Origin of the sequence: Streptomyces sp. NBC_01445 (assembly GCF_035918235.1) — a bacterium.
Taxonomy (GTDB): Bacteria; Actinomycetota; Actinomycetes; order Streptomycetales; family Streptomycetaceae; genus Streptomyces.
The window spans coordinates 738804-760464 of sequence record NZ_CP109485.1; the positions used below are offsets into that span (position 1 = coordinate 738804).

22 protein-coding genes and 1 pseudogene are annotated in these 21661 nt (G+C 69.3%); 13 read left to right on the forward strand and 10 right to left on the reverse strand.

What is annotated here, in order from left to right; all coding sequences use genetic code 11:
- Positions 1–10 precede the first annotated feature (10 nt).
- Both OG574_RS03640 and OG574_RS03645 read left to right on the forward strand, forming a co-directional pair.
- On the forward strand, positions 11–1342 hold the full coding sequence (locus OG574_RS03640; RefSeq protein WP_326771813.1) for an enolase C-terminal domain-like protein: 1332 nt from the start codon (positions 11–13) through the stop codon (positions 1340–1342).
- Positions 1343–1346: 4 nt separating this feature from the next.
- Positions 1347–2081, forward strand: a complete 735-nt coding sequence (locus OG574_RS03645; RefSeq protein ID WP_326771814.1) for a FadR/GntR family transcriptional regulator — start codon at positions 1347–1349, stop codon at positions 2079–2081.
- Between the two features lie 27 nt (positions 2082–2108).
- Here OG574_RS03645 and OG574_RS03650 read toward each other — a convergent pair whose 3' ends face one another.
- The gene (locus OG574_RS03650; RefSeq protein ID WP_326771815.1) at positions 2109–2519 is read right to left on the reverse strand and encodes a hypothetical protein; all 411 of its coding nucleotides are present in this window, start codon (positions 2517–2519) and stop codon (positions 2109–2111) included.
- A 189-nt stretch (positions 2520–2708) separates the two neighbouring features.
- Between OG574_RS03650 and OG574_RS03655 the strand changes: the two genes are divergently transcribed.
- From OG574_RS03655 to OG574_RS03670, 4 genes are all read left to right on the forward strand, one after another.
- Complete coding sequence (locus tag OG574_RS03655; protein ID WP_326771816.1) at positions 2709–3743, forward strand: alpha/beta hydrolase; 1035 nt, start codon at positions 2709–2711, stop codon at positions 3741–3743.
- A 264-nt stretch (positions 3744–4007) separates the two neighbouring features.
- Positions 4008–4934, forward strand: coding sequence for an alpha/beta fold hydrolase (locus OG574_RS03660; RefSeq protein ID WP_326778354.1), 927 nt, complete (start codon positions 4008–4010; stop codon positions 4932–4934).
- 154 nt (positions 4935–5088) lie between these two features.
- Complete coding sequence (locus OG574_RS03665; protein WP_326771817.1) at positions 5089–6375, forward strand: glycosyltransferase; 1287 nt, start codon at positions 5089–5091, stop codon at positions 6373–6375.
- 191 nt (positions 6376–6566) lie between these two features.
- Positions 6567–7802: a wax ester/triacylglycerol synthase domain-containing protein gene (locus OG574_RS03670; protein ID WP_326771818.1), complete on the forward strand. Its 1236-nt coding sequence runs from the start codon at positions 6567–6569 to the stop codon at positions 7800–7802.
- Between the two features lie 279 nt (positions 7803–8081).
- Here OG574_RS03670 and OG574_RS03675 read toward each other — a convergent pair whose 3' ends face one another.
- Complete coding sequence (locus tag OG574_RS03675) at positions 8082–9005, reverse strand: SDR family oxidoreductase (RefSeq protein ID WP_326771819.1); 924 nt, start codon at positions 9003–9005, stop codon at positions 8082–8084.
- Positions 9006–9109: 104 nt separating this feature from the next.
- Between OG574_RS03675 and OG574_RS03680 the strand changes: the two genes are divergently transcribed.
- A complete protein-coding gene (locus OG574_RS03680; RefSeq protein WP_326771820.1) occupies positions 9110–9676 on the forward strand; it encodes a TetR family transcriptional regulator in 567 nt (188 codons plus the stop codon).
- Between the two features lie 15 nt (positions 9677–9691).
- Here the strand turns inward: OG574_RS03680 and OG574_RS03685 are convergent, their stop codons facing one another.
- Positions 9692–10948, reverse strand: coding sequence for an FUSC family protein (locus OG574_RS03685; protein ID WP_100593874.1), 1257 nt, complete (start codon positions 10946–10948; stop codon positions 9692–9694).
- A gap of 243 nt (positions 10949–11191) precedes the next feature.
- On the opposite strand from OG574_RS03685, the pseudogene OG574_RS03690 reads away from it, so the two are divergent.
- Positions 11192–11468 (forward strand): annotated as a pseudogene (locus OG574_RS03690) (FAD-dependent oxidoreductase); the annotation flags it as partial.
- A gap of 53 nt (positions 11469–11521) precedes the next feature.
- On the opposite strand, the gene OG574_RS03695 reads toward OG574_RS03690, so the two are convergent.
- The 3 genes from OG574_RS03695 to OG574_RS03705 form a co-directional block, all read right to left on the reverse strand.
- Positions 11522–12262, reverse strand: coding sequence for a carbonic anhydrase (locus OG574_RS03695; protein WP_326771821.1), 741 nt, complete (start codon positions 12260–12262; stop codon positions 11522–11524).
- Positions 12263–12467: 205 nt separating this feature from the next.
- The gene (locus OG574_RS03700) at positions 12468–13226 is read right to left on the reverse strand and encodes a class I SAM-dependent methyltransferase (RefSeq protein WP_326778355.1); all 759 of its coding nucleotides are present in this window, start codon (positions 13224–13226) and stop codon (positions 12468–12470) included.
- Positions 13227–13526: 300 nt separating this feature from the next.
- Positions 13527–14186, reverse strand: a complete 660-nt coding sequence (locus OG574_RS03705) for a TetR/AcrR family transcriptional regulator (protein ID WP_326771822.1) — start codon at positions 14184–14186, stop codon at positions 13527–13529.
- A 179-nt stretch (positions 14187–14365) separates the two neighbouring features.
- Between OG574_RS03705 and OG574_RS03710 the strand changes: the two genes are divergently transcribed.
- The gene (locus OG574_RS03710) at positions 14366–15229 is read left to right on the forward strand and encodes an NmrA family NAD(P)-binding protein (RefSeq protein ID WP_326771823.1); all 864 of its coding nucleotides are present in this window, start codon (positions 14366–14368) and stop codon (positions 15227–15229) included.
- Between the two features lie 102 nt (positions 15230–15331).
- Here the strand turns inward: OG574_RS03710 and OG574_RS03715 are convergent, their stop codons facing one another.
- Positions 15332–15946: a TetR/AcrR family transcriptional regulator gene (locus tag OG574_RS03715; RefSeq protein ID WP_398376923.1), complete on the reverse strand. Its 615-nt coding sequence runs from the start codon at positions 15944–15946 to the stop codon at positions 15332–15334.
- Positions 15947–16039: 93 nt separating this feature from the next.
- On the opposite strand from OG574_RS03715, the gene OG574_RS03720 reads away from it, so the two are divergent.
- From OG574_RS03720 to OG574_RS03735, 4 genes are all read left to right on the forward strand, one after another.
- Entirely contained in the window at positions 16040–16486 is a 447-nt protein-coding gene (locus tag OG574_RS03720; RefSeq protein ID WP_326771825.1) for an HGxxPAAW family protein, read from the forward strand.
- A 112-nt stretch (positions 16487–16598) separates the two neighbouring features.
- The gene (locus OG574_RS03725) at positions 16599–17387 is read left to right on the forward strand and encodes an ArsR/SmtB family transcription factor (RefSeq protein ID WP_326778356.1); all 789 of its coding nucleotides are present in this window, start codon (positions 16599–16601) and stop codon (positions 17385–17387) included.
- Positions 17388–17448: 61 nt separating this feature from the next.
- The gene (locus tag OG574_RS03730; protein WP_326771826.1) at positions 17449–17949 is read left to right on the forward strand and encodes a hypothetical protein; all 501 of its coding nucleotides are present in this window, start codon (positions 17449–17451) and stop codon (positions 17947–17949) included.
- Positions 17950–18130: 181 nt separating this feature from the next.
- Positions 18131–18703 carry a dihydrofolate reductase family protein gene (locus OG574_RS03735; RefSeq protein WP_326771827.1) on the forward strand — a complete coding sequence of 191 codons (573 nt, stop codon included), beginning with the start codon at positions 18131–18133 and terminating at the stop codon, positions 18701–18703.
- 17 nt (positions 18704–18720) lie between these two features.
- Here OG574_RS03735 and OG574_RS03740 read toward each other — a convergent pair whose 3' ends face one another.
- The 3 genes from OG574_RS03740 to OG574_RS03750 form a co-directional block, all read right to left on the reverse strand.
- Entirely contained in the window at positions 18721–19023 is a 303-nt protein-coding gene (locus OG574_RS03740) for a hypothetical protein (protein WP_326771828.1), read from the reverse strand.
- A gap of 243 nt (positions 19024–19266) precedes the next feature.
- The gene (locus OG574_RS03745; RefSeq protein WP_326771829.1) at positions 19267–19992 is read right to left on the reverse strand and encodes an aspartate/glutamate racemase family protein; all 726 of its coding nucleotides are present in this window, start codon (positions 19990–19992) and stop codon (positions 19267–19269) included.
- A gap of 66 nt (positions 19993–20058) precedes the next feature.
- Positions 20059–21549 carry an NCS1 family nucleobase:cation symporter-1 gene (locus OG574_RS03750; RefSeq protein WP_326771830.1) on the reverse strand — a complete coding sequence of 497 codons (1491 nt, stop codon included), beginning with the start codon at positions 21547–21549 and terminating at the stop codon, positions 20059–20061.
- Between the last annotated feature and the right edge of the window lie 112 nt (positions 21550–21661).

Genomic DNA, 21661 nt, shown 5'->3' on the forward strand with positions numbered 1-21661 from the left:
GTGACCGCCGATGACTGCTCGTATCGTCGATGTGGAAACGATCGACGTCCGCTTTCCCACGTCCAAGGATCTCGACGGCTCCGACGCGATGAACGACTCGCCGGACTACTCGGCGGCGTATGTGGTGCTGCGCGTGGCAGGCGGCGACAAGGCCACGGACGTGTCCGAGGGGCACGGCTTCACCTTCACCATCGGCCGCGGCAACGACCTCGCGGTCCAGGCCGCACGGGCGATCGGCGAGCGGGCCGTGGGCATGTCCGTCGCCGAGATCGTCAGCGACCTCGGCGGCTTCTCCCGTCATCTGCTCGGCGACAGTCAGCTGCGCTGGCTGGGCCCCGACAAGGGAGCGATCCATCTCGGCACGGCCGCGGTCGTCAACGCCGCCTGGGATCTGGCCGCCAAGCTGGCGGGCAAGCCGGTGTGGAAGCTGCTCTCCGACTTCTCACCGCAGCAGTTGGTGGACCTGGTGGACTGGCGCTACCTCAAGGACGCGCTGACTCCGCAGGCCGCCCTCGAACTCCTCGAGTCCCGGGTGCCGGGCCGCGCCGAACGGGAGGCGTACGTGCGCCGGCACGGCTACCCCGCGTACACCACCAGCGCGGGCTGGCTCGGTTACGACGACGCCAAGCTCGCCCGGCTGTGCAAGGAGGCCGTCGCGCAGGGCTGGGACGCGGTCAAGCTCAAGGTCGGCGCCGACCTCGAGGACGACATACGCCGCTGCCGCATCGCCCGCGAGATCATCGGCCCCGACCGCAGGCTGATGATCGACGCCAACCAGACGCTCGGCGTCGAGGAAGCGATCGCCTGGGCGGACGCGCTCGCGGAGTTCGACATCTGGTGGTTCGAGGAGCCGACCAGCCCGGACGACATCCTGGGCCACGCCGCCATCGCGCAGCGCATCGCACCGATCCACGTGGCCACCGGTGAACACGCCCACAACGCCGTGATGTTCAAGCAGTTCCTGCAGAGCAAGGCGATCGGCATCTGCCAGATCGACGCCTGCCGGCTCGGCGGCGTGAACGAGGCGGTCGCCGCCCTGCTGCTCGCCGCCGCGCACGATGTGCCGGTCTGCCCGCACGCGGGCGGCGTCGGTCTGTGCGAGTTGGTGCAGCACCTGTCGATCTTCGACTACGTGGCGGTCAGCGGCTCGATGGAAGACCGCGTCGTGGAGTACGTGGACCACCTCCACGAGCACTTCCACGACCCGGTGCGCATCCGCGGCTCGCGCTACCTGGTGCCCGAGGCTCCGGGCTACAGCGCGCAGATCCACCGCGAGACGCTGGAGACCTACCGCTACCCCACCGGTCCGGTCTGGGGCGAGGCCGACCGGATGGGATCCTGAGCCCATGTCAACGAAGAGGGATGCGGACGGCATCGGCGGGAGCGGGCACAGTGTCGTCGACGTGGCGATCAACCGGCTCAAGAAGCGCATCGAATCAGGCGAGTTCGCGCCGGGGCAGCGACTCCCCCCGGAGACCGCGCTCGCGAACGAGCTGCAGCTGTCCCGCCCCTCTCTCCGCGAGGCCGTACGCGCGCTCGCCATGGCCGGGGTCCTCGACGTACGGCGCGGTGACGGCACGTTCGTCACGGATCTGCGGCCGGACCGGCTGGTGCGCGCCATCGGCAGCTTCCTGGACCTCGCCAACGACACCGGGCTCGACGAGGTGCTGGAGTGCCGCAAGGTCATCGAGCCCGGCGCCACCGCGCTCGCGGCCACCCGGATCGACGCGGCCACCCTCGATGGTCTCCAGCAGCGGATCGAGCGCATGCGCACGCTGAACGACCCGGAGGAGCTGGTCCGCGAAGACCTCGCGTTCCACGCCGACATCGTCGCCGCGACGGGCAACCGCACCCTCGAGTCGCTGCTCTCCTCGGTCACCCAGCAGACGGCCAGGGCCCGTATCTGGCGGGCCCTGATCAAGTCCGATGTACTCGCCTGGACCCACGAGCAGCACATGGACATCTACCGCGCGCTGCGCGACCACGACAGCCTCGCCGCCTTCACCGCGGCCAGCCGGCACGTCAACGACGTGGACGCCTGGGTGCGTGACCGCCTGGACGCGGTGCGGGAGCGCTCCTGAGGGAGGGGGACGCCGCCACTGTTCGTGTCACGCGCGCCCCAGGACGACGAGCGCGACCAGCAGCACCGTGACGGCGGCGCTCATGCCGTGGGCGACGACCGCGGTGAGCGGGAAGTTCCGTTCGGCGGTGGCATGGCCCTGCGAATGTCTCCCCCGGCTGGGCAGCCAGCGGAAGAGCATCATGAAGCCGAAGGCGGCGACGATCAGAACGACGGCGCAAGCGGCCCAGGCGGAGCCGCGCGCGTTGCCGAGGAGGTACGCGGTCCAGGCGGCAAGTCCGGCGACAGCGAGGGCGATGTGGCCGAGGACGAGCCACAGCGGCAGCCGCGTCACGCCCGGCGTGCGCTGTTGCAGCCCGCCGTGGCGGATCCACACCGTGGCCAGATATCCGCCCAGGCTCGCGGTGACCAGCCAGACACACAGCACGGCGACACGCATACGCTCCCCCTCGGCATCCGTTGTCCTTTGACCCAGCACAGCGCACCGCCGGGACGTCCGTTCAGACGTCCATTCATCAATTCACTCGTAGGGATGAATAACGGCCCTGTCTCCCCCGTCGAAGCCCTGTGGTTGGCTGCGTTGTATGGGTCTCAGGCGATCGTTCCGCAGTCCGACAAGGGGTGGGTCATGAGTGACCGCCGCGCGCGCTCGGAATCGGAGTCCGGCCGGGCCCCGGCACCCACGGCGGCGCCCCCGTTCGACCCCGAACAGAGCCTCGCACTCGCTGACTTGAACAAGGAGTCGAGGGAGCCGCTCACACCGGAGAATCTTGCGGCCCGGCAGATGCGGGATGCCACGGCCCGGCCCAGGCCAACCGTCGAGGATCTTCGCGCGGACGGCCGCTTCGAGGTGACGGAGTTACGCGCACCGGGACCGCCCGGCGGGCCGGACGTCACGCTCGTGAGCGCCCGGCCGTCCGGGCTCGTCGGACCGCTGCCGCTGCTCTACTACATGCACGGCGGCGCGATGGTCATGGGCAACGCATGGTCCGTGCTTCCCCGGATTCTTCGCGAGTGGGCGCTACCGCTGGACATGGCCGTGATCTCGGTCGAGTACCGGTTGGCGCCGCGGGCGCTGTACCCGGGGCCGCTGGAGGACTGCTATGCCGGGCTTGCCTGGGCGGCCGAGCACGCGGCCGAGCTGGGCGTCGACCCAGACCGCATCATCATCGGAGGCAAGAGCGCCGGCGGCGGGCTCGCCGCGGCCCTCGCTCTGCTGGCCCGCGATCGCGGCGGTCCGGAGCCGCTGGGGCAACTGCTGCTGTGCCCCATGCTCGACGACCGCGGCAGCACCTTCTCCAGCCGGCAGATGTCGGGCCTCGGGCTTTGGGACCTCACCTCGAACGCCACCGCGTGGCAGGCACTGCTCGGTGACCTCTACGGTGCTGAGGACCTGCCCCCGTACGCGGCCCCCTCCCGTGCCACGGACCTGTCACAACTCCCCCCGGCGTATCTCGACGTCGGGTCGGCAGAGATGTTCCGGGACGAGGGTGTGGCGTACGCGAACGCGATCTGGCAGGCCGGCGGCCAGGCTGAACTGCACGTATGGCCCGGCGCCTACCACGGCTTCGACAGCCTGGCGCCAAAGGCGGCCCTGAGCCGGGACGCACGCGACGCACGCACCCGATGGCTCCGGCGCCTGCTCGCCGACCGCCGTACTTGAGCCTGCGCTTGCGCTCGCGGCTGCGGCTGCGGCTGCGCACCGGTGTCAGGGGAACAAGTCTGCGAGCTTGGAGAGTTGATATGCCACGGCTCGACCACTATCCAGCGAATGGAAAGGAATGTTCTGTTCGGGGCGATATCTTCAAGGCATGTCAATGCACGGTTTTGTCGGGACCTGGGCCGGATCCATCGCGCGGCGAAGGTGCCGAGGCGGCCCGCCGCGGGACCTGGTGCACGGAACGGGGGTTGAGGCCCCGTGTCTCTGATGTCCCCGGCACTCGCCGACCCGAACACCCGCACCCGGTCCGCTCTCGTGTCCCGCCACGAGTGGGAGGGATACCGCTGCGAGTCGCGGCTGGTCCGGGCGGCCGCGCCGCGTATCGCACCACTGGTGCTGGTCGGCGGCGCGTTCCAGACCAAGGAGAGTTGGGGCCGTCTGGAACGTGAACTGCTCGCGCACGTGGACGTGTTCACCGTAGACCTGCCGGGATGGGGTGCCGGGAACGTCCTGCCCGACCGCCATGGTGCGGACTTCCTCGCGGACGCCCTGGGTCACATGCTCGACGAGTCGGGGCTGACCTCCGTCAATCTCGTGGGCGGTTCCTACGGCACGGCGATTGTCTACCGCCTCGCGCAGCGGCGGCCGGAACTGGTCGAGAGAATGGTGCTGGTGGGCACCATGACGTCCATTCCCCGGCACGCCCAGGTAGCCATGCGCCGGACTCTGGACCTGCTCGTGGAGCGACGTATGGAGGAGTTCGCCGAGGAGACGGTCGCGTTCATGGTCAACTCCGACCGGATCGACTCCGTCACCGCAGGCTCCCGGGTTCGCCGCTTCCTGATGCGCCGGATGCTCAATCTGAGCGAGGAGGACGTCGCGAAGCACCTCGCCAACACGATGCGTCTGCTCAGGCACGAGATGCTCGACACGAGCCGGCCTCCGGCGATGCCGGTGCTGGTCGCCACCGGGGAGCACGACACGTTCACCACTCCGGACCTGTGCCGACACCTCGCCGCCACGTGCTCCGACAGCTGGTTCACGCAGGTCGCGGATGCCGACCACATGCTTCCGCTGGAGCGACCGGTCGAACTCGCCGATCTGATCACACACTTCCTGGCGGGCGAGGCGTTGGAACAGCTCGCGTACTGCCGCGAAGTCGAGCGGACTTCCCCGCCCTGGCCAGCACGGTGAGAACGCCCGGCGGCGTCCCGGGCAGTACGTGGTCATGTGACTCCCGGTCCGCGTGCTCGTTGGTGGCGTATGGAAAAGCGCGAGTCGCGGCAGCCCATCGACCTGGCAGGAACCCCGGGCTGCGCGACTCCGGTTGAAAGGGGACCCGCACTCGATGCGCATCCAAGTCATCACGGTGGGTTCGACCGGTTCGGTCGCCCCGTACACCGGCCTCGCACATCGGCTGTTGGCCGACGGGCACACCGTCGAGATCGTCACTCACGCCAAGTTCGCCCCGATGGTTGCTTGTTGCGGACTTCGCATGGAGCCGCTCGAAGCCGATCCCTTTGAGGCGCTGATCGGCGCCCACAGGCGTGCCAACGGCGGCGCCAAAGGTGCAGCGCATCCGTCGAGCGCTCCCCACTCGATTCAGCTCCAGGGGCTCAAGTCGCTACGGTCGCTCGTCCGGTCGACCGAACAGGCCATGCTCTCGCTGGTGGACGCCATCCTCGCCTCAGTGGATCCGAAGGCCGACCTCATCCTGCTGTCGACCATCGCGGCTCCGATCGGCGCGGCCATCGCGCGCTACCACGGCATTCCCACCATGGGTGTCTTCCTTCAACCCGACGTACCCACAGTCGAGTTCGCCCCGTGCACGATGGCCTGGCACAGCCCAGGCCGCACCAACCGTCTGCGGGGCCACGCCGCGAACGCCCTCTTCGACACCCTGTACCGCACGGCCCATCGCGCCGTCCACGCCCGCCTGGGTGTCGCCCACCGCAGCGCCCACCGCCTGCGCAGCGTCCGCGAACGCAACCAGTGGCCGATCTGGCACGGCTACAGCCCTTGGGTCGTTCCACGCCCGGCGGACTGGCGACAAGGACTGCACGTGGCCGGCTACTGGTGGCCGCACGAGTGCCCGAACTGGCAACCACCCACCCTGGTGAGGGACTTCCTGGCCGCAGGACCACCCCCGGTACTCATCGGTTTCGGAAGCATGATGCCCGGCGACCCCGAGGAGCTCGGCCAGATCGCAGCGCAGGCTCTTCGGCGCGCGGGGCTGCGTGGGGTCGTCCAGTCGGGCTGGGCCGGTCTCTCGGTGGTCGACGACGACGTCATCACTGTCGGCGAGATCCCGCACATCTGGCTGATGCCGCAGACGGCCGCGGTGGTCCACCACGCGGGCGCGGGCACCACCGCGGCCGGTCTTCGGGCGGGGGTTCCTGCGGTGCCTGTCCCGGTCATGACCGACCAGCCCTGGTGGGCCGCCCGACTCGTCCAGCTCGGGGTGAGTGCGGAAGCAGTCCCCTGCACCGAACTGACCGCCGCACGGCTGGCCGACGCGCTCACCCGCGCGACCCAGGACCGTGCACTGTCGCGGAACGCCGCGGCAGCGGCCGTACGACTGGCGAAGGAGGACGGAGCGGGGGCCGTCGCCCGAGCGGTCGCCGCGCTCGGCTGATCCGTGTCATCCGTGCGTGCGCCGGCCCGGCGCACGCCGGACGCACCGAACGGAGCGGCCCACCGCCAACATCAGCGTGAGGATTCCCTATGACGCAACAAGCCCCGCCACCACACCTCGCCACACCCTTGGCATCACCCGAACACGGCACCTCGCACCCCTGCACCCCAATGCCACCGCTGGACGCCTGGATGCACCGCCAGCAGAGCAGCGGCGGCTCCACCATGACGGCGGCGCTGCTCGCCTGGTTCGAGGGCCCTCCGCCCACACTCTCAGCCCTTCGCCGCCTGGCCGGTGACCGCCTTGCGCGCTACGAGCGGCTACGGCAGTTGCCGAGCAGCGCACCCGAGACCGATCCCACCTGCCACAGCTGGCCTCTGTGGTCGACCGGCGGGCCCTTCGAGGCCGATCACCACGTCGCCGAGAGCCCCGACGTCACCACGACCGGGCTCGAAGCGCACATCGCAGCCCTGTTCACCACACCACTCGACCCACGCCGCCCGCCATGGCAGCTGCACCTCATCCCCACCCCGGGCGGCTTCGTCCTCCTGTTCCGCGCTCATCACGCACTGCTCGACGGCAGGTCGATCGCCACGTTGCTCCGCGCCCTGTTCGACGAAACCGGCGCCCTGCGCCCTCCACGAGTCGGCGGCCCGGCGACGGCGGACGCACCCTCCCGAGCCCGTCAACTCGCCTGGAATGTGGGCGACTTGCTCCCCAAGGCACGCCCACTGCCCTTTCACGGTCCGGTGGACCCTCACCGCGTCCTGTCCTTCCGCCAGGTGCCGCGCAAGGAACTCGACGCCGCCCGCGACTCCTTGCGCTCCGCCGGGACAGCCGAACGCGCCTCCACCAACGCGGTCTTCCTCTCCGCCACAGCGGGAGCGTTGCGAACGATGGGCATCACCGGCCGGCCACTGCCGATGTTGCCCGGCATCTGCGCCCTGGTCCCCGTCGACGTACGCACCAATGAGGAGTCACAACTCCTCGGCAATCATTACGCCACCGTCCGGGTGCCGCTCCCCCGGCAGCGGGACGCGCGGCTGAGACTCGCCGCCGTCGACTCCTTCATCCGGCGAAGTGCCACCGGCGCCAGGGCACGCGCCCAGGCCGCCGTGGTCTCATCACGACCACGCAAGATCACCCCTCTGAGCAACGCGGCGGGCCGTTACGTCGACTCACCCCGCTACTTCTCCCTCCTCTGCAGCAGCGTGTCCACACACGCCGGCGAACTCACCCTCGGACCGGCGCGACTCACTGCGATGGCAGGCATCCCACCACTCGGCCCGGGCCACCCCCTCGCAGTCACCGCCATCCATCACAGCAGCACGTCGGTCGTCACCGCCATCACCGACCACAACCACCGCCACCTGGCCCAAGCGCTCGCTGAACGAATCCACGACGAGATCCGCGCTCTGGCCAACTGAACGCCTCCAGGAAGGAGAGGCGGTCCGCCGGCGTCGGTGGAGTCGAGGTGTCGGGCGTCGGAGTAGACCGCTTCGCCCGAAAGCCCGGACTGGAGAAACTCGCACGACAGTGGGCAATCGGATCGCGTCAATGTCTCGTTCGTACGTCGGCCGCAGGTCACCTCCGAGGACGAACTCCTTGCCCGGCGGCTGCCTCGTGGAGCAGGCCGCTGAGACGAGGTCACTGAGCTGTGCCGCGACCGGCGTGCGCAAGCGTCGGCGCTGTGCCCGCGGCTCGCGTCAGGCAGTCATCGACGGCTCCTGGAAGTAGTGCCCCTTGTCGAGGTCTTCGAGGAGACCGGGCTGGGACGGCTCCCATGCCAGCAGTTCGCGGGTCAGCGTGTTCGACGCCGGGGCGTCGATCCCGACGAAGGCGCTGAGCCAGGTGAAGTGCTCGGCGGCACTCTCGGGCGCCACGGAGGTCACCGGCAGGTCGAGGTGACGGCCGATCACTTCGGCGACGTCGCGGATTGCGACGCCCTCCTCCGCGACGCCGTGCAGGACCGATCCGGCGGGGGCCTTTTCGACCGCGAGGCGGAACAGGTGGGCGGCGTCGAGCCGGTGGACGGCCGGCCAGCGGTTGGCGCCGTCGCCGAGGTAGCCGGAGACGCCCTTGGCGCGGGCAGTGGCGACCAGCGCCGCCATGAAGCCGTTGTCCCCGTCGCCGTGGCAGGTGGGAGAGAGCCGCACCACGGACGAGCGCACGCCCTGCGAGGCGAGGGCGAGCACCGCATCTGCGGTGGCCACCCGGATGGAGATCGGCGAGCCGTCGTTCGTGGCCTCGTCGTGCTCGGTCGACACCCGCCCGGGCGCGAGGCCGGCCACGCCGGAGGCGATGACGAAGGGCCGGTCGGTGCCCACGAGCGCGGCGCCGATGGTGTCGACGGCGCGACGATCCGCCTCCGCGGCCCCCCGGAAGTCGCCGGTGAAGGCGATGTCGTGCTTGAAGGCGAGGTGGATCACCCCGTCCGACGCGACGGCCGCGTCGTGCAGTACGTCGAGGTCGTCGACGGTGCCGCGCAGGACCTCAGCCCCGGCGGCGGTGAGCGCGGCCGCGGAGGCGTCGGAGCGGGCCAGCCCGACGACCTCGTGCCCCGCGTCGATGAGCTCGGGAACGACGGCGGAGCCGATCCAGCCGGACGCGCCGGTCATGAAAATGCGCATGAAAAACCCCAAGGAGTCGATGGCAGGTGGCACCACAGTGATGTCAGTGCCTGTCATCAACGCTACACCTGATGTCATTCACTGTCATCACGTAAGATCTGCGTATGGGTAGATGGGAGCCGAACGCGCGTGGGCGTCTGGCGAACGCGGCGTTGGAGCTCTACAGCGAGCGCGGGTTCGAGCAGACGACCGTGGCAGAGATCGCCAAACGGGCAGGACTCACGGAGCGCACGTTCTTCCGGCACTACGCGGACAAGCGCGAGGTCCTGTTCGCCGGCTCCAGCCAGCTGGAGGAGGCGCTCGTGAAAGCGGTCGCCGACGTTGCGAAGTCTGCGGCGCCGATCGACGCGGTGGCGGTGGGCCTCGACACGGTCGCCGAGTTCTTCGCCGACCGCCGCGACTTCGCGCGGCAGCGTCAGGCCGTGATCATGGCGACCGCGGAACTCCAGGAGCGCGAGCTCATCAAGCTCGCCTCGATGTCGGCCGCGCTCGCCGACACCCTGCGCCGACGCGGCGTGGCGGAACCGGCCGCGAGCCTGACCGCCGAGGCGGGCGTCGCCGTCTTCAAGGTGGGTTTCGAGCGGTGGATCGGCGCGGCCGAGGAACGTGAGATGTCGCAGTGCATGCGGGAATCACTGAACGCACTCAGGACGGCGCTGACGGGCAACTAGCCCGCCTCTCCTCTGTCACGCACCCTTTCGGCGTACGCGAGGCCGGTGCCTGCGTGCCCATTGCTGTACGCCGACGAGCGACGGGAAGCGTTCGTGCAGCTGTTGGGCGTTGCGGTCCAGTTCCTCCATCAGGCGCTGTGAGCGGTGTTCCGTGTCGAGTTCGGCGAGGATGCGGTCGATCTCGGTGAGCAGGGCCCCCTGCAGTTGCCACTGGCTCGGGTCGTCCTGGACGGCGTCCAGAAGCAATCGAGCGACGTGTTCGCGCTGCACATTGGCGGCGGCGAGGTGGCTGATCAGGCGGTCCTCGGCCGTTTCCGATTCCGAGCTGGTTCCGGTGCCGACGAGTACGGCGAAACTGACGACGGCGTCCGCGACATGGCCGAACAGATCACGCATCGCGTTCGACACCTCGGGTTCGAGCAGCCACCTGTCGTCACGCTGTTTGGCCAGGTCCGTGAGGGTCCGGGCGATGACGCGCAGCACGACGGTGCAGATTTCGAGCGTGTCGAGGCCGGTCCGCAGCACCACGCGGTGCAGTCGCCCCTCCCGTACACGCGGATTGAGCCGGAGGCTGTCCTCGGCCTGCCGCAGGGAGGCGTCCACGTCGGCGATGTCCTGGTCGAGGCGGCGCGCCTCGTGGAGCCGTGCCGCAGCGAGTGGCCAGGGGGTCTCCTCGTCGAGCTGGTCGCTCAGGTCAAGCAGCAGTCGGCGCATGCGCCGGGCGAGGTCCTCCAGGGCGTCGCCCGCGGTGTCCACCCAGAGGGGCGGGGCGAAGAAGAGGTTGAACGCGAGCCCGGTCAAAGCTCCGATCAGGGTTTCCAGTACGCGGTCCCATGCGCTCGATGCCACGCGGGTGACGCCGAGTACGAGCATGGCGCTGATCGCCACCTCGGGCACGAACTCGTTTGCGCGCACGAAGGGGCCGATGGTGAGCGAGGCCAGGATGATCAGCGCCAGGCTCCACCAGGTCAGCCCCACCAAGGCGCTGAAGCCGATGGCGATGAACACCCCGACGACCACGGAGTTGATGCGGCGGATGCTCATCTTCACGGTCGCGTACAGGGTCACCTGCACGACCAGGAGAGCGGTCAGGGGTGCGGTCAGGGGGGCCGGTTCGCGGCTGAGGTGCAGGGCGATGACGTAGGCGATCGTCGCCGCGGCGGTGGCCCTCAGAGTCTGCACGGCGACCGGGTGCCGCAGCCGTTTCACGAGCTGACGCCCGTTCGGAACACGGCTCAGCAGCTTCGCCAGCCGCTCGGGTACCAGACGCATCTTCAGTCCCTTCCCCGATCCGTACGACACCTCCCGGCGGCGTAGACCGCCCGGGTCATGCAGGACGAGATCGCGGGCGGCCACCGTGCACCGCCGACGCGGGCGGCACGGTCCTGCGGCTGCTCGGGCTCGGTGACGGCCGGCACGAACTGAAGTTCACGGACGGCTCCAGCGTGAGCAGCGACATCGAGACCTACCTGTAGGACGCCGACGAGCGGCACTCCTCGGCGGCCGAAGACCCGGCACCGGTGGGACCGCGTGCCCGGGGTGACGCTCCTCGGTGACGCCGCGCACCTCATGCCGCCGTCCGGCGAGGGCGCGAACCTGGCGATGTTCGACGGCGCCTACCTCGGGAAGTCGATCGCCGCGCACCCCCGACGACATCGAAGCGGCACTCGCCACCTACGAAGAGGCAATGTTCCCGCGCAGCGAGTCGGAATCCGAGGATGCGCAGCTGCTCATAGCGCTCTGCCTCGACGACCTGGCGCCGCACAGCCTCATCGACTTCCGCACCGGCTGAAGTGGTCTGCGGCACAGGTCTGTTCAGGGCAGATCGGTTCAGGGCGGATCTGTTCAGGAGGGGGCGCCGGCCAGGACTTCCACCTTGCCGGTGTCGAGTGAGTAGTAGGCGCCCACGACGGCGAGATCCCCCTTCTTCACGAGAGGGGCGAGGTCGTTGTTGGTGCGCAGTTCGTTCGCGGTCAAGGTGACCTGCGCGCGGGCCATGGTCTCGACCGGGTCGCCGCCGCCCTCGCGGACTGCCTGCTTGTATGCCGGTTGCAGAGCCTCGACGATCGCCTGCAGGTTGCCCGGCAGCGGCTTGTCGTCGCGCAGGGACTCGTACGCCGCCTTGACGGCTCCGCAGCGCTGATGGCCGAGGACCACGATGAGCGGGGTGCCGCTCGTCATGGGCCCGTACTCGACGGATCCGGTGACGACGGGCCCTACCGCCTCGCCGCCCGTGCGCATGACGTAGAGGTCGCCGAGCCCGGTGTCGAAGAGCAGCTCGGGCGGTACGCGGGAGTCGATGCACGAGAGGACCGACCCGTACGGCTCCTGTTGCTGAGCCACTAGCTCACGCCGGTCCGGATCCCGGTCGGGGTGCTGGAGGTCTCCGCTCACCCAGCGCTTGTTGCCCTCCATCAGTCTCGCGAATGCCGCCGCGGGCGTGGAGGGCCTCGGCATCGACGTGGTGCTGCTGCTGGTCGGTGCTGTGACGGCTTTGGTCGGTGTGCACCCCGCCAGCGCGACCGTGGCGCTCGCGAGTGCCCCGGCGAGCAGAAGTCTGCGGTCCGGAGATGCTGCTGTGTCCATCGGTCGTTCCCCTCGGTGCCGCGTGCCGCTCACACACGCCCATGCGTTCTGACAGGGGCGATTGTGCTGCCAGGTGCGGGTGACCTGACGACAGGCACGAGCGGGCGCGCGGCACTTTGCCACCGGGCGGGCTACAGGGCGGGCCATGCGAGCTGTGCCGGCTGCAGACAGGCTCAGGCGGCGGCGTCGGGGATCCGGTCGGTCGTCAGGCGCGGCAGCGAAGCATCTCCAGCGGGGGGTTGGCGAGGAAGTCCGCCCAGAAGTCCGCGCCGAACTCGCGCACGCCGGCGTCGGACACCTTCAGCGGGACCCAGGTCACCTCGCCGAACCCGGCCGCCCGCAGGCACTCTTCGTAGACCTCGCGGCGCGGGCACGTGGTGACGAACGAGATCGGCCCGACCGGCGGGTCGAGCAGCGCCGAGATCTGGACGCGCGGGCCGGTCTCGGCCTCCTCGCCGGTCAGCTCGGAGCGGAAGCCGTACTTGTCGAGGGACGGCCCGTCGAAGCGGTAGTCGGGTGTCTGGTTGAGCAGGAAGAACTCGGCGCCGGGCGCCAGGTTGCGGTGCACGTTGCGGCCCATCTGCTCGAAGGCGGCGATGTCCTCGGCGTAGTTGAGCAGCTGGACGGCCGTGGCGATGTCGAAGCGCCGTCCGAGGGGCCGCAGTTGGGACACATCTCCCACCTCGTAGCGCACGCCCAGCGGATCGCGCTGCTCCAACTTCTCGGCCACGGCGACCATTTCACCGGAGATGTCGATTCCGAGCACCTCCGTGGCGCCGCGCCGCTTGAACTCCCTGCTGTAGAAGCCGGTACCGGAGGCCAGGTCGAGGACCGACTTGCCGCGCACATCCCCGACCATGCTCAGGAAGCCGGGCACCTCCCCGTACTGTGCCAGCGGCAGGGCCTTGAACCCCTCGAACGCCTCACCGATCTCGTCGTACTGCTGCTGCGCGCTCACCGTGATGTCCTCCCCTGCGCTTGGTCATCCCCTTGGCCCGGCCCCCGTTCCCCCGGAGACGCCGCGGCCACTGGCGGGAAGTCTTCCCGCACCCCGGCAGAAGGTCGTACTGGCAGAAGCCACAAGATCCGGGCATCGACGCGGTGTCCGGGTACAAGCGGGCACAGGACACGGCGAGGTGCTTGCACAAGCGGGGGCAGGACGAGGCGAGATGCTGGGCACAAGCAGGCGCAGGGCGAGGCGAGATGCTGGGCACAAGCGGGCTCCGGATGCGTCAGGGCATACGGGCTCGAATGGCCCGGCGGCTCAGCCGTCGGCGGCGAGACGTTCCAGCCACTCGGTCAGCAGGCGCTGCTCCGCTCCGCTGAGGCTTGTCTGTTCGGGCAGCGCGGCACGCAGGGCGCGCGCGGCGCCGGCCGGGCCCGCGGCCTGCACAGCCGGTTCCTGGTTGGTGACGGTGGCGACCATGGACTCTCGAAGCGTGGTCAACAGGGCCGGATTGCGCTGTTCGTCGGGCAGTGACAGCCAGGTGAGGACCGCGCCGCGCGCCGTGGCATGGATGATCATGGCGGCGAGCTCCTCGTCGACCCGCAGCCATCCGCCGGCGGCCAGCCGCCGGATCCGCCCCATGAGGATCTTCATGCCAGCCTCGAACGCGGCCGACGAAGTGGTCGTGGGTTCGCTGTACATCAACGTGTACAGCGCGGGGTTGTCCAGCCCGAACTCGACGGCCAGATCCCAGCCGGCCCTCAGATCCTCGATGGGGTCCTGCGGATGGGGCGCCACGGTCTTGCCCGCGAGGAACTTGGCGAAACCGTGCTCGGCCACCGCTTCGAGCAGTCCGTCCTTGTCGCCGAACAGCCGGTAGATAGCGGGCGGTTGCAGGCCGGCGGCGACAGCGACAGCGCGCGTCGTGACCGCGTCACGACCCTCGCGCGCCAGCAGGTCGGCGGCGGCCTCGATCACCCGCTGCCGCGGCTCTTCGCGCCCCGCGGGTGCGGGTGTCTCGGAATCGACGTCGGCCGCGCCGCGGCTACCTCGTGAACGTAGTGGCATATATCAACGATACAGCACGAGCGATACCATCGATAATATCAGTGATACGCTAAATGCGATTTCACTGGAACCACGCATGGGAGCAAATCATGATCGTCGTGACCGGAGCGACCGGAAAGCTCGGGCGTCAGATCGTCGAGAGCCTGCTGACACACGTACCCGCGGACCGGGTCGGCGTCAGTGTCCGCGACCCGCAGAAGGCGCAGGACCTCGCGGACCGGGGAGTACGTGTACGGCAAGGCAGTTTCAGCGACGCGGCCGGTCTCGCTCACGCCTTCGAGGGCGCCTCGCAAGTGCTGATCGTCTCCGTCGACAAGATGGGCGAGGAGGCCGTGCGGCAGCATCGCGCCGCAATCGAGGGCGCGGTCGCGGCGGGCGCCCGGCGCATCCTCTACACCAGCCACATGGGCGCGAGCACCACGTCGCATTTCGAGCCCTGCCGCGACCACGCCGCCACCGAAGAGGCCCTGCGGACCTGCGGTGTGCCGTACACCGCGCTGCGCAACGGCTTCTACGCCACGAGCGCGCTGCAGTTCCTGGGGCATGGGCTGGAGTCCGGTGAGGCAGAACTCCCCGCGGACGGGCCGGTGAGCTGGACCGCGCACGCCGACCTCGCCGACGCGGCGGCCGCCGTCCTCGCCGACGAGGGCCGCTTCGACGGCCCGACCCCGCCGCTCACCGCCGCGCAGGCGCTGACCTTCGACGACATCGCCGGCATCGCGTCGGAAGCGCAAGGCCGCAGCGTCAAGAGGATCACGACACCTGATGACGCGTTCCGCGAGCAGCTCGTGGGCCACGGCATCCCCGCCGAGGCTGCCGACCAGCTGCTCGGCGTCTTCACCGCCAGCCGCGCGGGCGAGTTCGCAACAGTCGACCCAACGCTCGCCGACCTGATCGGGCGCGAACCCACCCCCCTGAGCACGGTGTTGCGCGAGCACCTGGGCGGCAACTGATCCACACCCCCGTACGAGCGTTGAGCATCGGGCCCGTCGACGTCAGGTTCCACCGTGCTGGTGGGCCCGCAGCGGCGGGGCGGGCGTGGGTGCCGGGGACTGTCAATCGCCGCTCGGCCACGCGACCAGCGCCAGCTCGGCCACCTGGGACAGCTCATGCGCATCAGCTCCGTCCCGCGCGCGCTGCGAGAGTCCCTGCACGATCGTGGCGAAGTAGGACGCCAGGGCCGACGCATCGGTCCCAGCCTGCAGCTCCCCTTCTCCCTCAGCCCGGCGCAGCCGCTCCTCGATGGCGGCGACGCCCGTGTTGCGCACGTCGCGCAGGAACTTCGCGATCTCCTCGTCATGCACGGTGACGTTGGTGGCCGCGCTGATGGCCAGGCAGCCCGGCGGGTGGGACGGATCCGCGTAGACCGCCGCCGCCTCACGCAGGATCCGCGACACGGCTCCGCGGGCCGTCGGCTCCTCGGCCAGCGCACGCGCCGGGAAGGACCCCATCGGCGACCGCCCGTACACCTCGACGGCCTCCCTGAAGAGCGCCTTCTTGTCGCCGAACGCCGCGTAGAGGCTGCCCGGGCGGATGCCCATCGCCACCGTCAGCTCCCCCAGGGACGTCGCCTCGAAGCCGCGCTCCCAGAACAGCCGGATGGCCGCCCACAGCGCCGCGTCCCGGTCGAACGTGCGCGGACGTCCTCGTGCATTGCTCATGCTGACCATTCTAGAGCGTTCACTCAAAAACTCATGCTACGGTCCTTTCTTGATCGGTCACTCAACAATTAGCGCGAACTCGGTCAGGGGGGTTCTCAGCCCATGAACGGACATCTCGACGGGCATCTGGACGGACACCTGAACAGGCGGCTGGAGAGGCATCCCAGCGGGCAGCTCGGCGGGCAGCTCACCGCGCACCGCCACGACGAGGGGCACACCGTCGCCGGGTGGGCCGGCTTCGCGGTTGCCACGGCCGGGGCGATCGTCACCGGGCTCGGCATCTGCGGCTGGCGCCCGGGGATCTGGCTGGGGATCTGCGCCCTGGCCGTGGCGGCGCTGGTCACATGGGGTCTGCACCTCACGGGCTGGGGCAAGCCGCCGGGCCCGCGACCTTCGGGCCTCAGAGGCCGGGACCGCGCCGCGCGCGACGGGCACGCGGACTGCCTCGGGTGCCGACTGGCGGGACGACGCGGCGTTCCGATACGCCCGGAATCCGCCCCCGAACCCACCGTCACACCCGCACAAACACCGCCCCCCGCCGACCTCTGACACGGGAGACGACCAGGACACACCGGGCGTACATGAACCCGCCCATCACCACCGCTGGCATTATGCAGGTGAATACCTGCATAATCGGAGGGTGAGTTTCGAAGCGACTGCGATGGACCAGGCATTCAAGGCGCTGGCCGACCCCACCCGGCGGCGGCTGCTCGACCGTCTGCGCGAGCACAACGGCCAGACGTTGCGCGAGCTGTGCGACCGCCTGGACATGGCGCGCCAGTCGGCCACCCAGCATCTCGACATCCTCGAGCGGGCCGGCCTCGTGACCGTCGTCCGGCGCGGACGCGAACGGCTTCACTACCTCAATCCGGCCCCGATCCACGAGATCGAGGAACGCTGGATCTCCGAGTTCGACAAGCCCCGGCTGCAAGCGATCAGTGCCATCAGGAACCAGGCAGAGGAGTACGCCATGACCAGCGGATCAGCATCCGTACCGTCCTACGTCTACGTCACCTACATCCGGGCCAGTGCGGAGCAGGTGTGGCAGGCGCTGACGGACGCAGACCTGACAGCGCGCTACTGGGGACACGCCAACGTCTCCGACTGGGAGCCGGGCTCGGCCTGGGAGCACCGGCGCGTCGACGGATCGGGGGCCGTCGACGTCGTCGGTCAGGTCCTCAAGGCCGAGCCGCCGACGCGCCTGGTCATCACGTTCGAGGACACCCCGGACGCCCAGGCGCCGCGCGACCCGTCCGTCGTCACCTTCCTCGTCGAGCCGCACGAAGACATCGTCCGGCTCACCGTGACCCACGAGAACCTTCCCAACACGGAGATGCTGAACGGCATTTCACAGGGATGGCCGGCCGTCCTGGCGAACCTCAAGTCGCTGCTCGAGACCGGCGAGGTGCTCCCGCAGGCACCGTGGGACATGGCCGGCACGCACGCCTGAAGCGGCAGGTACGACGCCACTCCCCCAGTCACCCCGCGCAGGACTGAAGAAAGAAGACGTGATGGACACCATCCCTCTTCGGGACGCCTACCGCTCGCTGATGGACGCGGCCGCCACAGTGGCCGGCTCCGGGGGCACGATGCCCGTCCCGCCCACCGGCGAGTGGAACGCCGACCAGATCCTGGCGCACGTCGCCATCGTCAACGCCACCACCATCGCGACCGTCGCCGCCGCGTCCTCGGGAGCACCCGCTACGTACGACAACCGCACGGCGCACGACACCTGGACCATCGAGCGCGTCATCGGTCTCGCCGGTGACAACGCAGGACTCCGTGAGCGCATCCGCCTCCAGGCGGACGCTCTCTGCGCCCTCGCCGGGCCGATGCTGAGCGAGACCGAACTCGACACGCTGGTGCCGACCTTGCTGCTGTCCCACGACAAGGTCCAGGTCAATCAGCCCCTCCCGCTCAGGGACCTCATCACTGGTCTGGCGGAGGCGGAACTGCCCGGCCACACGCGGCAACTCCTGTCCCTGATGCCGCCATCGGCGACTGGTAATTGAGGGGTGCCAGTTGCCACCTTCCCCCCAGGTGGCTCCGTCGTCGGACACCAACCCCTGAGTGGCCCGGTGCACACCGATGATTTTGTGCAGGCTCCGCAGTCATTCAGTCAGTGACAGTGGGGATCCGCGGGCGAGCAGCCGTAGCGGCCGGCCAGTACGAAGCACACCAGGAGACCGTGAGATGCGCACTCTGATCAGCACCGCCTTCGTCTCGCTCGACGGCGTCGTCGAGGCCCCGGGTGGCGAGCCCGGCTACCGGAACTCCGGGTGGACCTTCAAGGACGTCGAATTCCTCCCGGAGGCGTTCGAGATCAAGGGCCGCGAGCAGCAGGAGGCCGCCGCCATGATGATGGGCCGCGTCAGCTACGAAGCGTTCAGTCCCGTCTGGCCCGGCATGGAGGAGTTCGCCCAGTACAAGGTCATGCCGAAGTACGTCGTCTCCACCACCCTCACCGAGGACGATCTCGTCGCGGACTGGGGCGAGACCACGATTCTGCGCTCCCTCGACGAGGTCGCCGCGTCGAAGGAGACCGAGGGCGGGCCGATCATCATCCACGGCAGCGCCGCCCTCAACCGGAGCCTCTCCGACGCCGGCCTCATCGACCGCTACCACCTGCTCGTCTTCCCGCTACTGCTGGGCGCGGGCAAGCGGCTGTTCAGCGACGCGGACAAGGACACCCAGAAACTCGAGCTGGTCGAGTCCGAGGCGTACGCCAACGGCTTGCAGAAGCAGGTGTTTGACGTCGTCCGCTGACGGCACCGGGTGACGGTTCAAGCGGGCTGAGGCGCGTCGGCCTCGTCGGGGGCCGCAGGGCGGATCCGGCCCCGGTCAGGGATTACGACCTGGTCGGCGGCCGCTGGGCCCGGCGGCTCGCGCGTGATCAGCAGCGTCGTTCGGCCGCGGGTGGCGTCGAGTATGTCCGCGAGCACGGCGGCGGCGGTGTCCGGGGCGCGTCCCTCGGTGGGCGCGTCCAGGACGAGCACGGGCGGGTCGGCGAGCAGCGCGCGGGCCAGGAGCAGGCGCCTGCTCCTGGCCGCCGACGTCGAAGACAGCGGCGTCCCCTTTGAATTCACCCGCCGTCACGGTTCCGGTGGTGCTTCCAGGTGTAGGTCAACGTGCCCGATCCCCCGGTCGGGGCGCAGGACAGAACTGACTGGTGCAGGGCACCTTGAATCCGCCGCTGGACAGCGTGGGGTCCGACGAGACCGGACAGTCGAAGTAGCCTCCCCCGCTGACGGTGACGCCCAGTCGGGCGGTATCCATGTTCGATACCGCCCGCATGACGCCACCGTGTGAAGCGGGCCCCTGCCTCTTGTTCAGGCGGCCCGCGGCGGCCAGTTCTTGATGGCCTTCGTACGCGGCGCCGCGTACGTGCGCACCTTCGAGGTGGAGAGGCCGAGGCGGACGAGGGACTCGGCGATGGTGACGGCCGCCGCGACGCCGTCCACGACGGGGACGCCCGTGCGCTCGACGACCCGCTCCGTGAGGCCGGCCATGCCGCCGCAACCGAGGCAGATCACCTCGGCCTTGTCACGTTCGACGGCCTGGGCCGCCTGTTCCACGATGGCCTCGACGGCGGCTTCCGCGTCGCTCTCCAGGTCCAGTACGGCCATTCCGCTGGCCCGCACCGACGCGCAGCGGTCCGCGAGACCCGCGAGCTTGAGGCGGTCCTCGATGAGCGGCACGGTCCGGTCGAGCGTGGTGACCACGGAGTAGCGGTGGCCGAGGAACTGCGCGGTGCTCGCGGCGGCTTCCGTGATGTCGACGACCGGGACGTCGAGGAGTTCCTGGAGCCCCTCGCGACCGTGCTCGCCGTACCCGGCCTGGATGACGGCGTCGAAGGGGTGCGGGTAGGAGCGGACCGCCTCCATCACGGCGACGGCCGCGAGGTAGCTCTCGTAGTTGCCCTCCACGGACTCGGCCCCGAACGGCGGGGTGAGGGGCACGATCTCCGTGCCCGGTGAGGCGACGGCGGCGGCCTGGGCGCCGATGCTCTCGGTCATCGAGGCGGTGGTGTTGACATTGACGACGAGGATGCGCATTTCTTGGCTTTCTCTGCTGAGGCCGGCCTGGGCCGAAGGTGGTGCGGGGGGGGTGGCGTGGAGTCGTCAGGCGGCGTCGACCGCGATGGCCTCACCGTCGACATCCCGGGTCGCCTTCTGGCGGTCGGCGAGGACCAGATAGACGACGGCGGAGAGGACCGCGCCGATGAACCAGGAGAACCCCGAAACGGACTTGAAGGCGGGGACGAGCGCGATGACGACGGCGACGGCCGCGGCGGGCACGAAGGCGGCGATGGCCTTCAGGTGGAACCCGCGCTGGTAGAAGTAGTCGCCCTGCCGGTCGTCGGTGTAGAGGTCGGGGACGTTCACGCGGGTCCTGCGGACCAGCCAGTAGTCCGCCATGACGACGCCGAAGATGGGGCCGAGCAGTGCTCCGAGGCCGCCCAGGAAGTAGTTCACGACGGTCGGGTTGTCGTAGAGGTTCCACGGCAGGATGACCAGGCCGATGACGGCGCTCACCACGCCGCTGCGGCGGAAGTTGAGCGTGCGCGGGAAGAGGTTGACGAGGGCGTAGATGGGCGCCACGAAGTTCGCCATGAGGTTCACCGCGATCGTCAGCGTGATGAACGCGAGTGAGGCCGCCGCCATCAGGAACGTGTTGGGGATCGAGCGCACGATGTCCTCGGGCCCGGTGATGACCTCGCCGTTCAGCTTGAACTGGGCCCCGCTCAGCACGACCACGATGCCGGCGAAGAACAGCATGTTCACCGGGATGCCGACGAGGTTGCCGCGCACGATCGCCCGGCGGCTCTTGGCGGAGCGCGTGAAGTCGCAGAAGTTGAGCACGAAGGTGCCGTAGATGACGACCCAGAGTGCGGCGCTCTCGAAGATCTGGCGCCACATGTCGAGTCCGTGCGGTGCGTGCCCGGTCGACATGGAGATGGAGCCGTCGGCGCGGATGAACATCCAGATCGCCAGCGCGGACATGGTGATGAGGATCGTCGGCGCCGCGAACGCCATGTACTTGCGGATGAGTTCCATGCCGTAGCTGACGATGACGACCTGAATGACCCACAGGGTCAGGAACGTTGCCCAGCCCAGGGTCGACAGCCCGAGGATCGAGTTCTCGTCGAGCGAGCGCAGGCCGGGGAAGAGCACCTTGACGAGCGCGCCCAGCACGGACGCAGCCAGGTACGTCTGGATGCCGAACCACGCGATGGCCACGACGCCACGGACGATGGCCGGGATCTGCGCTCCCTTGACGCCGAAGGAGATGCGGCTCATGACGGGGAACGGGACACCCGTCTTGCTGCCCATGTATCCCGAGAGGGTCAGGAGCAGGAAGAGCAGCGCTGACGCGATCGCGAAGGCGGCCAGGATGTTCCAGACGCTCATCCCCAGGGCGAACAGGCCTATCGCGAAAGCGTAGTTGCCGAGGCTGTGCACGTCGTTGCCCCAGAGGGTGAAGACGTTGTAGGCGCCCCAGCGACGTCCTTCCTTCTTCGTGGGGGCGAGGTCGGGGCTGTACAGCCCGGGGCTCGTCCGGGGTTTCCCGTCGACCGCAGCGGTGGGTGGCGATTCGTGCACGGCGGCCATGACACACTCCCGGCGTTTCCGTATTGCGGAATAATTTTTCCTTGTTTCGGAACGGGAGATTACGGGGGGTGGTTGGGGCGGTCAATAGGTCGCTGCCCAGAATTTATTCGCA